This is a genomic window from uncultured Brachyspira sp. (assembly GCF_934747485.1).
Taxonomy (GTDB): domain Bacteria; phylum Spirochaetota; class Brachyspiria; order Brachyspirales; family Brachyspiraceae; genus Brachyspira.
The window spans coordinates 1-10,374 of the sequence record NZ_CAKVGN010000088.1; the positions used below are offsets into that span (position 1 = coordinate 1).

A 10,374-nucleotide genomic window follows, 5' to 3' on the forward strand; every position below is an offset into this window, starting at 1 on the left:
TTTAAATTATGATACGCCTATGATATACTTTAAGAAATTAAGGAATTCCTAACTGCAATATGTTTGGAACCTGTGCATAAAAATAAACTTACTTCCATTCCTATTTTGTTTTCCATTTTTTTATAAGAATATAATTGTCTTGATCTCAAATACTCATATTTAAATGCAAAAATTATTCTATAAACTTCAAATCCAACACCAACAGATATATGAGGATAAAATTTACTATAACTATCAATTATTGTATAACCATCTCCTTTCTTTTTTCTGCTTACTGTATTTATTTCATCATAATTTGCTGCCACATATATACCTGTTATAAAACTTATTTCACCCCATATAGGAAGTCTAAAATCCGTACCAAAATAAACATTAAAAAGATTAACAAAATTTGACTTTTTAAATCCTGTAATAGCAAAAGCAGTTCCTCCGTAAAATGTAAACCAACCAAAATTATAATGTGCAGAAAAATGCATCTGTTCAAAACCGCTATCTCTAAACTCTTCTATTTCTTTATTGTATAGAGTTTCATCTCCAAGTATATCTCCAGAAATATGTGCACATATATGTCTTAAAGGGCTAAATCTAAATCTTAAAGTGTCATCGTATATATAGTCAAAAAAAGTTTCTACCTGCATATAAGTACCATACATCAAACTTTGTCCATAATATTGACTACTACCGCTTTTATATTTAGATAAAAAGAAATGCGTTAAAAATCCAACACCAATTTTAAATCTATGTATATCCAAATATTTAAATGATATAGGTGTTACTTCTGTTGCAAGAGTTGGCTGATAAAAAAAATCAATATCATCAAATTTAAAATTAGGGTTTCTGTACATTTCACTTATATTAAAAATTGTTCCAAGCAAAAAACTACTATTATAAGCATTTGGGTCAACCCAAGAAGAAAAAAATCTATCAGTTTCATAATTTTTAAAAGGATTATAATGCCATTTTAATTTTATATTTGCTTCATATGTGTCCATTTTAAATTTTATTGAATTGGTTTCTTGTGTATATATATTCATGCTAAAAATAAATATTATTAGAATAGTATATTTCATAAAACATCTCCTGATAACTTGAACATTGTTCATTTTAATGTATAAAATATTTTTGTCAATAGAATATAATAAAAAGCTTTAAATTTTTATATTATAATATATAATTAATGTATGAAAATATTAGGTTAATAATATTATATGAGATTGTTATTAAGAACATTTATTATATTTTTGGTGTTTTTTGTATACCAAACTTATGCATTAGAATATAGTTTTTATCCTAAGGAATATGTAAAATTTAATAGAAGTTATGTTGATATAGATGATATTAATTATATAGAGTATTCTCAAAGTTTAAAAATATTGGATTTCCCTATGACTAGCAGGGCTGTGTGGTTTAATAAAATACCAGTATTAGATATAGTTTTTGAATTGTATAGTTTACTTGTATATTCTCCAAATGTAAATACTAAAGTTTATTATTTAGCTTTTTATAGAACTTTAAAAGAGATAGAAGTTTTTGTTAGTAAAAATAGAAAAATCTCTGTATTTTATCAATATTCAAGCACTATGCAAAATTATTATGATAATATGATTAGAAATCTTTCCATATCATATAACAAACTTAATTTTGACACTCATATGTATATTGGCTTTAATTTTTATATTTCCTAACAATTTCAATTTTCTAAGCAGTTAATTATTTTATTTTTTCTTTTAAAATATTTGCAATTATAATTATTTATGATATATTATTAGTATTAAAGTTTTTAAATAAAGGTTATAGGTGTCTGATTTACAAGTATATAAAATAATATCTTTAGATGGTCCTTCGGGTGCTGGTAAAAGTACAGTAGCTAAGTTAGTAGCTAAAAAGTTAGGATATAAATATTTAGATACTGGTGCTATGTATAGGGCTGTAACCTTATTTTTTTTAAATAAAAATGTTAATATACAAAATGATAATGAGATCATATCTGCTATCAGCGATTTAAAAATTAGTTTTGACAATAATAACAAAATATACTTAAATGATATAGATGTTAGTGAAGAGATAAGAAGTATAAAAGTTGTTAATATGGTTTCTAAAGTATCTTCTATTAGTGCAGTTAGAAAAAGTATGGTTTCCTTACAGAGAGCTATTGCTGAAAATGATAATTATGTAGTAGACGGCAGAGATATAGGAAGTGTTGTTTTTCCTTTTACAAAATATAAGTTTTATATAGATGCTTCTGTTGAAATTAGGGCTAAAAGAAGATATGAAGAAGAAATACAAAAGGGCAAAAATATAACTTTTGAAGAAGTGTTTGACAGCATAAAAAAAAGAGATGAGTTTGACTCTAATAGGGAAGATAGTCCCCTAGTGGTACCTAAAGATGCTATTATTATAGATACTACAAATATGACTATAGATGAAGTTGTACAAAAAATCACAGATGTGGTTTTTAATAAAAAATCTAATTAGTAATTAGATATTAAACCTGATTTTAAGTTCAGGAGGGAGAGGGACAATGAAAGATAATAATTTATCAGAACAAAAAAATGAATTTCTTAAAGCATTAGAGGAGAGTGACAATAAAACGCACTTTAAGCTTGGAAGTGTTGTTAAAGGAAAAATAGTTCAATTTGATGACACCGATGTTTTTATAGATTTCGATTTTAAAGTTGAAGGTAAAATAGATAGAAATGAATTTGATAAAGAGCCTGTTAAGGGGGAGGAGATTGAGGCTGTAATAAAGGGACAAGATAATAATAAGGGTTATGTTATTTTATCTAAGAGAGAGATTGATAAGAGAAAGGCTCAAGATTTAATAGAAGATGCTGTAAAGAATGCTACTCCTATTAATGGGGTTGTTAAAGAGGCTATTAAGGGCGGATTTACTGTTTCTATAATGGGGCATAATGCTTTTTGTCCTTTTTCTCAAATTGATATTTCTAGGGGGATTAAAGAGGCTGATTATATAGGTAAAGAGTTTCAATTTAAGATTATTGACAGAAAGGGAAATAAAGATATTGTTGTTTCTAGAAGAGTTTTACAAGAAGAGACTCAAAATAAAGTAATAGAAGAATATTTATCAAATTTGAAAGAAGGCGATGTAGTAGAAGGAAAAGTTAAAAACATAGAGAAATTCGGTGCTTTTATACAATTAACAGAAGGTTTAGATGGTTTCCTTGCTATACCAAATATGTCTTGGGCTAAGATTATTAATCCTAAAAACATTATCACTAAGGGTGAAGAGAGGAAATTCCAAGTTTTATCTGTTGATAAAGAAAAAAGAAAAGTTGATTTAGGTATTAAACAGCTTGAGGGAGATACTTGGTATAAATTTGTTGAAGAATATCATGTTGGAGACATCATCAAAGGTGAAGTTACTACTGTTAAAAAGTTTGGTGCTTTTGTAAATGTTTATGAAGGTGTTGAAGGTCTTATACATGTTTCTGATTTGAGTTGGAACTCTCATGTTAATAATCCTAATGATTTTGTTAAGGTTGGTGCTTATTTAGAATGTAAAATTCTTGATATGAATGTGCCTGAGAGAAAATTAACTTTAGGTTTAAAACAAGTTAAAGATAATCCTTGGGACAGTGCCGACAGAGATTTCCCTGTTAAGAGTTCTGTAAAATGTAAGGTAAAAAGAATATTTAAAGATTTTGCTGTATTTGAGCTTCCTAATGGTCTTGAAGGTATATGTGATATTAGTGATTTTGATTGGATGAGCAATACTGTTAATATCAAAGACTATATAAAAGAAAATGAAGAAGTTGAAATGGTTATTATGTCTATAGACAGAGATAAACAAAGAATTAAGCTTAGCTATAAACATACTAAAGAAAGTCCTTGGAGAGTATTTGATAAGGCTCATCCTCATGGTTCTATAGTTAATGGTACTGTTAAGGCTATTATAGATTCTGGTGTTATTGTTTCTTTAGAAAATGATTTAGAAGGATATATGCATATTTCTCAAATAGATTTACCTAAAGGAGAAACTTTAGAGAATGTACTTAAAGTTGGGGAGAGTTATCCTTTTGTTGTAAGAGAAGTTAATCAGGTAAAAAGAAGAATTTCGCTTTCTAGAAGAGAGTATATGGAAGCTGAAAACAAAAAAGAAACTCAAAGCTATATTTCTAAAGAAGAGCCTACTTCTTTAACTTATAATCCTTTCGATAATATTAAAAATTAATTTATATATTTATAATTCTAAAATCATAAGTATTATTATGGTTTTAGAATTATTTTTTCATTATCATCAAATATAAATTGACAAATAATTGCTTATATCATAAAATTGATTATTGTATTTTATGTGTAAGCTTTTTTTCTTTATTATATTTATTTTATCAATATGCTCATGTTCCAAAGATGAGATTAATAATAGCAGTAAAAATAATATAGTAATACAAAACAAAAAAATAGAAAAAATAATCTCTATTTCTCCTGCAGTTACTGATATATTGGTTGATTTGAATGAAGCTGATAAAATAATAGCGGCAGATACTTTTTCAAAAGATATTCTTGAAAGAAATAATATAGATGTTTCTAATATTTTTATTTTTGATATGTTAAACCCTGATGCAGAAAAAATTATTTCTCTTGATTCTGATATTATATTTATAAATAATCTCACTGCATTTTACACTAAAAACTCTCTTCTTTCATTATCTAACCTTACAATTATAACAGTTACAAACAGTGAAACTCTAAAGGGCATAGAAAAAGATATATATTTTTTGGGCAATATTTTGAATGCCAATGAAAAAGCTCAAGAAATTGTTTCTAATATGCGTACAAAAATAAAAGAGATAAAAGATATAGGAGACACTATTACAAACAAAAAAACTGTTTATTTTGAAATATCTTCTCTTCCTAATTTATATAGTTTTGGCACTAATGTTTATTTAGATGATATTATTAACATTATAGGGGCTAAGAATATATTTTCTAACAGAAATGAATGGATAAGTGTATCAGAAGAAGACGTAGTATATTTAAATCCTGATATAATTTTTACAAGTGTTGATTATGTAGAGAATCCTATAGCAGAAATAACAAATAGGGCTGCTTGGAGAGATATTAATGCTGTAAAAACAAGTAAAGTATTTTTTGTAGAAGGAACATCTCTTCCAACGCATAATATAGTATCTTCTATTGTTATGATGGCTAAATATATTTACCCTAAAGAGTATAAGGATATTAAATAAATATCATGATAAAAAAAATAATAATAATTTTTATTTTACTTATATTATCTGTTATAACTTCAATATGTGTAGGAAGCGTTTTTATTTCGCCTAAAGAAGTGGTGTCTATTATATTATATAAGCTATTTAATTTTGGTTTTGTTGAAAATATAAACAAAATAAATATTGTGTTTAATATAAGGCTTCCGCATATTATTTTATCATTATTTGTGGGTGCTTCTTTATCTATGACAGGCATTGTTATGCAGTCTATATTAAAAAACAGTTTAGCTTCTGTGTATAATTTGGGTATATCTTCTGGGGCAGGTTTTGGGGTTAGCTTAATTATAATTAGCGGTATATATTTTAATTATTACTTTTTCATAATTTCTTCTATTTTGTTTGGCTTTATTACCATATTATTTATACTTTTTATTTCAAAAAGAATAGATAAAAATATGAACAGTAATTCTATAATACTTGCGGGGGTTGTTATATCATTATTTTTTAGCTCTATTATGAGTTTTTTTGCATATGCTTTTCCTAAGTATTCTAATCAGATAATATTTTGGCAGTTGGGTAATTTATTTGTTAGGAATTATTTTGATATTTTTATTATCATATTATTAACTATAATATTTCTTATTGTTTTAGTAAAAAATGCTAATATTTTAGACATTATGACTTTTGGAGATAAAGAGAGTTTGCTTCTTGGGGTTAATGCTAAGAAATATAGAATATTATTTATATTATTTTCTTCTTTAGTTACAGGCGTTTTGGTTGCTTTTGTTGGGGTTATTGGATTTGTAGATTTAATATCCCCGCATATTTCGAGACGTATTTTTGGGGTTAAGCATATTATAGTGATTCCTATGAGTGCTTTAATTGGGGCTTTGATTTTGAATATTGCTGATATATTTTCGAGGGTTATTGTTTCTGGTTCTAATATTCCAATAGGCATAGTTACTGCTATTATAGGAGCTCCTTTCTTTTTGTATGTTTTTATTAAAAATTAGGGCTTTATTTATGAAAAAAATTATAGAAGTGAAAAATCTTTATATTTATTATAATAATATAAACATATTAAAAGATATTAGTTTTGAAGTTTATAGTAATGAAATTTTATGTATAATAGGGGCTAATGGGTGCGGTAAGACTAGTTTACTAAATGCTTTATGTAATTTTGTTGATTTTAATGGTGATGTACTTATAAATAATCAAAAAAATTATAATGAGTCATATAAAAAAATAGCTATGATGAGTCAGGTATATAATATATATTTTGGATATAGTGTTTATGATACTGTGATGATGGGGAGGTATCTTAATTTTAAAGATAGGCTTTTATCATTACCAAGCAAAGAGGATAAAGATTTTGTTTTGAGTTGTTTAGAGAAATTAAAAATATTGCATTTAAAAGACAAACTTATAACTGAGATTTCTGGAGGGGAGCTTCAGAGGGTGTTTTTAGCACGTATTTTTGCAAAAGAACCTGAAATTATAATTTTAGATGAACCTACCAACCATTTGGATTTGAATATGCAATTAGATTTAATAGATTATTTAAAAAATTGGGTATTAGAAAATGAAAACAGATGTATTATCGCTGTGCTTCATGATTTAAATAGTGCTTTATATTTTGCAAATAAAATACTAATTTTAAAAGACTCTTCATTATATTATTATGGTTTAGTTAAAGATTTTGATATTAATTTAATTGATAAACTATATGACTCTAATATATCTAAGTATATGCATGATTCTTTGAGCATATGGAAGTAATTAAAAGTAATTTTATATAATATTTTTATTAAAAGATTAAATTCTATATAAGTTATCATAATAAAATTGTAAAAAAGTATTGACTTATACATTAACATAATATATTATTATGTTAATATACTATATTTTTTTGTCCACTGGAGATAATTATGTTCCCTATATTGAATTTCGCGTTAATGCTAATCATTCCTATTATAGTTGTCGGTATTTCTAAAATTATCGATAGAAAAAAAAACAATAACAACTCAAATTTTGATGATATTTTTGCTGAAGAAAAAGCAGCATTAGAAGGTATTATAGAAGAGAAGATATCAGAAGTTAGGGATAATGCCATAGATTTAGAGATTGCCGTAAAAAAGGCTGGGTTTATAAGCAAGTCTATGGAAGAAGATTTGGCTAAACTTAATAATAAAATAGAATCATATAAAGATTATAAAGCAGCGGTATCTCAATATCAAGAACAAGTAGATTCGCTTGAAGAGGCATATTTAGATATACTTAATAAAGTAGATACAGTATTAAAAGAGCGTAATACTATAGAAAAAACATATAAAAGAATATCTGATGTTAAAACAAAAATGATAGAGTTAGAGAAAAATGTTTCTTCTATACAGGATAATTTGATAGCTTCTTATAATGCTAAATTAAATGATTTTGAATCTGAATTATATAAGAGATTTGATGCTCTCACTACAAACTTACTTGCTCGTGATGCACATTATACAGATATGGCTGAACAGGAAAAAGATAAGATATCAGCATTAACAGAAGAGTTTAAGATTCATGTTGCAAAAAAAGAGGAGTTATTTACGAATCAGCTTACTCAGCTTGCTGAAAGAACTGCTCGCAACAATATAGAGCAATTGGCAGAATTATTTGAAAAGGGAAGAGATGAACTTATAAATAAATATTCTCTATTTGCTGAAGAGATTAACAGTAAATCAAAAGATATAGAAGAACGTTATGAAACTTTAAGTCAGTCTAAAGAGGGGCTTGAAGTTGAGCTTATAAACTTGAGAGACACTATACAAGAGAGACTTAATTCTATAACAGAGTCCAGTGTAGAAGAGTTTAAGGGTGAAATGGAGAAGACTAAAGAGTTCTTATACAACACTTTAAAAGAGGAATTAGAGAGAATAGGAAGTGAAAAAGAGGAGTTCTTAGAGTCTGTTGAAGATAAGGCACATTCTTTAGAGAAAACTATAGATGATATTAAAGATAAAGCAGATTTAATAACTAAAGATTATGAAGATAAAACTATTCAGTTAGAGACAGAATTTACTACTCTTAAAGATGATATTAGTAACCGTTTGATAACAGAAGTGGAGGCATTTTCTAATAATATAAGAGATATACTTGAAAATGAAAATGATGGTATTATCACTCTTTATAGAAACAAAACTAAGGAACTTTCTGATTTAATAGTATCTATAGATGGTATGAGCGAAGAGACTATGCTTAGAGCAGAGAGCAAATTTGATGAGATAGTTAATGATATAGATAAACTTAAAAATGATATATTAGCTAGAACTCAAGATGATATGGAATATTCTATAGATAATGCAAGAAGCTCTCTTATAGCTGAAATTAATGAACTTAGAGCAGATGTTGAAACAGAAACTAATATTTTAAAAGATAAGATGAATGAAATACATTATCAAACATCTGAAATAGCTTCTATATTAAACAATAAACAAGAAGAGATATTAGATGCTTTAAGTTTAGAAAAAGAATATTTATATAAAGATTTAGAAGAGCAGGCTAATAAAAAAATATTAGAACTTGAAGATAATATTAATAGTATAAAAACTGATTTTGAACAGGGTGTAGATAATTATATAAAAAATACATACACTGATTTGAATAATGTTACAGAAAAATTATCTGCCTTAAAAGAACAATATGATAATGATAGTAACAAAATACAAAGTTTGTTGCAAGATACAGAGATTAATTTAAAAGAAAATATAGAAAAACGTATAGAGCTTTTAGATAAAACTTCTTCAGAGATAAAAGATTTAGTTGATAGTGCTAATGAAAAATTAGATACAGGTATAAAAAATGCTGAGTCTAACATAGAAGAGATTAAAAGTAATTTATATGAATATGGTAACTCTTATTTAGACAGTTTGAAAGCTCAGTTAAAAGAAGTTATTGATAATTATGAAGAGACTAGTATGAAATCTATAAGTGATAGCATAAATAGTCTTGCTCATCAGGTAGAAGAAAGCGATAAAAGACATAATGATATCATTTCAAATATGGAAGATTCTTTAAAAGAGTTTAAAGAAAAGATAGATTATTCATTAAATGAAAACAAAGAGTTTGCTGAAGATAACAAAAATAAAATAGTTAATATGTTAAATACAGAGTTGCTTGAGGCTACTAATTCATTTGATGCTCTTTTAAATGAAAAAAGAGAGGGTATAAACAAAGTCAGAGATGATATAGAAGATATTTTAAATAGAGTTGAAGATGGAAGAGAAGATTTTGAAAATAGTATAAACAGAGTATATGATGTTGCTAATGAGAAAGAAAATCAATTATTATCAAATATTGAGGATAAATATAAATCATTAAATGTTAAGATAGATGATTTATTTAGTGAGAGCAAATTAGATTTAGATTCTATGACTAATGAATATAAGAGTTCTTTAGAAAATTATTATAATAATTTGAGAAATGAATATGAACAGTTAAAAGAACATTCTGATATTATTAGTGATGAATATAGAATAAAAATGGATACTTTATCTTCTAAATTAGAGGAGCTTGCATTTGCTTCTAAGAATATGGAAGATAGTATAGAAAATAAAACAAGAGATATTACAGATTATGTTAATAGTGTAAAAGAGAATGTTGATGCGAAATCTGATGAAATAATTTCTTCTGTAGATAAAATAAAAGAGGATATTGAATTAAAAAGAGATGATGTTAATAGATATGTAGATGAATTAAAATCTAATATAGATGATAAATTAAATATAACAGATTCTTATGTTAATGAATTAAGAGATAATATTGATAATATAGAGAAAAACAGTGATGAGTATTTGAATGTTTTAAAAAATGTTGTAGATGACAGATTAGAGACTGCAGACTCTTACGTTAATGAGCTTAAAGCTAACATAGATTCTAAAGAAAAAGATTCTAATGATTATGTAGATGCTTTGAAAGCTAATATAGATGACAGATTAGAAACTGCAGACTCTTATATAAATGAGCTTAAAGCTAACATAGATTCTAAAGAAAAAGATTCTAATGATTATATAGATTCTTTGAAAGCCAATATAGATGATAGATTAGAAACTGCAGACTCTTATGTTAATGAGCTTAAAGCTAACATAGATTCTAAAGAAAAAGATTCTAATGATTATATAGATTCTTTGAAAGCCAATATAGA

The 10,374-nt window shown here is 25.9% G+C and carries 7 protein-coding genes and 1 pseudogene; 7 read left to right on the forward strand and 1 reads right to left on the reverse strand.

Annotated features, from left to right (window positions below; all coding sequences use genetic code 11):
* Positions 1 to 29: 29 nt before the first annotated feature.
* The gene (locus Q0H31_RS12040) at positions 30 to 1,070 is read right to left on the reverse strand and encodes a hypothetical protein (protein ID WP_295298517.1); all 1,041 of its coding nucleotides are present in this window, start codon (positions 1,068 to 1,070) and stop codon (positions 30 to 32) included.
* 138 nt (positions 1,071 to 1,208) lie between these two features.
* Between Q0H31_RS12040 and Q0H31_RS12045 the strand changes: the two genes are divergently transcribed.
* The 7 genes and pseudogenes from Q0H31_RS12045 to Q0H31_RS12075 form a co-directional block, all read left to right on the forward strand.
* Positions 1,209 to 1,685, forward strand: a complete 477-nt coding sequence (locus Q0H31_RS12045; RefSeq protein WP_295298518.1) for a hypothetical protein — start codon at positions 1,209 to 1,211, stop codon at positions 1,683 to 1,685.
* Between the two features lie 112 nt (positions 1,686 to 1,797).
* Complete coding sequence (gene cmk, locus Q0H31_RS12050; RefSeq protein WP_295298520.1) at positions 1,798 to 2,475, forward strand: (d)CMP kinase; 678 nt, start codon at positions 1,798 to 1,800, stop codon at positions 2,473 to 2,475.
* A 46-nt stretch (positions 2,476 to 2,521) separates the two neighbouring features.
* Positions 2,522 to 4,192 (forward strand): S1 RNA-binding domain-containing protein, encoded by a 1,671-nt coding sequence (locus tag Q0H31_RS12055; protein WP_295298522.1) that lies wholly within the window; start codon positions 2,522 to 2,524, stop codon positions 4,190 to 4,192.
* 121 nt (positions 4,193 to 4,313) lie between these two features.
* Positions 4,314 to 5,210: an ABC transporter substrate-binding protein gene (locus tag Q0H31_RS12060; protein WP_295298524.1), complete on the forward strand. Its 897-nt coding sequence runs from the start codon at positions 4,314 to 4,316 to the stop codon at positions 5,208 to 5,210.
* 5 nt (positions 5,211 to 5,215) lie between these two features.
* Entirely contained in the window at positions 5,216 to 6,205 is a 990-nt protein-coding gene (locus Q0H31_RS12065) for an iron ABC transporter permease (protein WP_295298526.1), read from the forward strand.
* A gap of 10 nt (positions 6,206 to 6,215) precedes the next feature.
* Positions 6,216 to 6,971, forward strand: coding sequence for an ABC transporter ATP-binding protein (locus Q0H31_RS12070; protein ID WP_295298529.1), 756 nt, complete (start codon positions 6,216 to 6,218; stop codon positions 6,969 to 6,971).
* Between the two features lie 149 nt (positions 6,972 to 7,120).
* Positions 7,121 to 10,374 (forward strand): annotated as a pseudogene (locus tag Q0H31_RS12075) (DNA-directed RNA polymerase subunit omega); the annotation flags it as partial.

Bases quoted from the DNA above. Each gene is read 5' to 3' on its own strand.
- Q0H31_RS12045 (WP_295298518.1), top strand. From the start codon at position 1,209: ATGAGATTGTTATTAAGAACATTTATTATATTTTTGGTGTTTTTTGTA.
- Q0H31_RS12040 (WP_295298517.1), bottom strand. From the start codon at position 1,070: ATGAAATATACTATTCTAATAATATTTATTTTTAGCATGAATATATAT.
- Q0H31_RS12055 (WP_295298522.1), top strand. From the start codon at position 2,522: ATGAAAGATAATAATTTATCAGAACAAAAAAATGAATTTCTTAAAGCA.
- Q0H31_RS12070 (WP_295298529.1), top strand. From the start codon at position 6,216: ATGAAAAAAATTATAGAAGTGAAAAATCTTTATATTTATTATAATAAT.
- Q0H31_RS12065 (WP_295298526.1), top strand. From the start codon at position 5,216: ATGATAAAAAAAATAATAATAATTTTTATTTTACTTATATTATCTGTT.
- Q0H31_RS12060 (WP_295298524.1), top strand. From the start codon at position 4,314: ATGTGTAAGCTTTTTTTCTTTATTATATTTATTTTATCAATATGCTCA.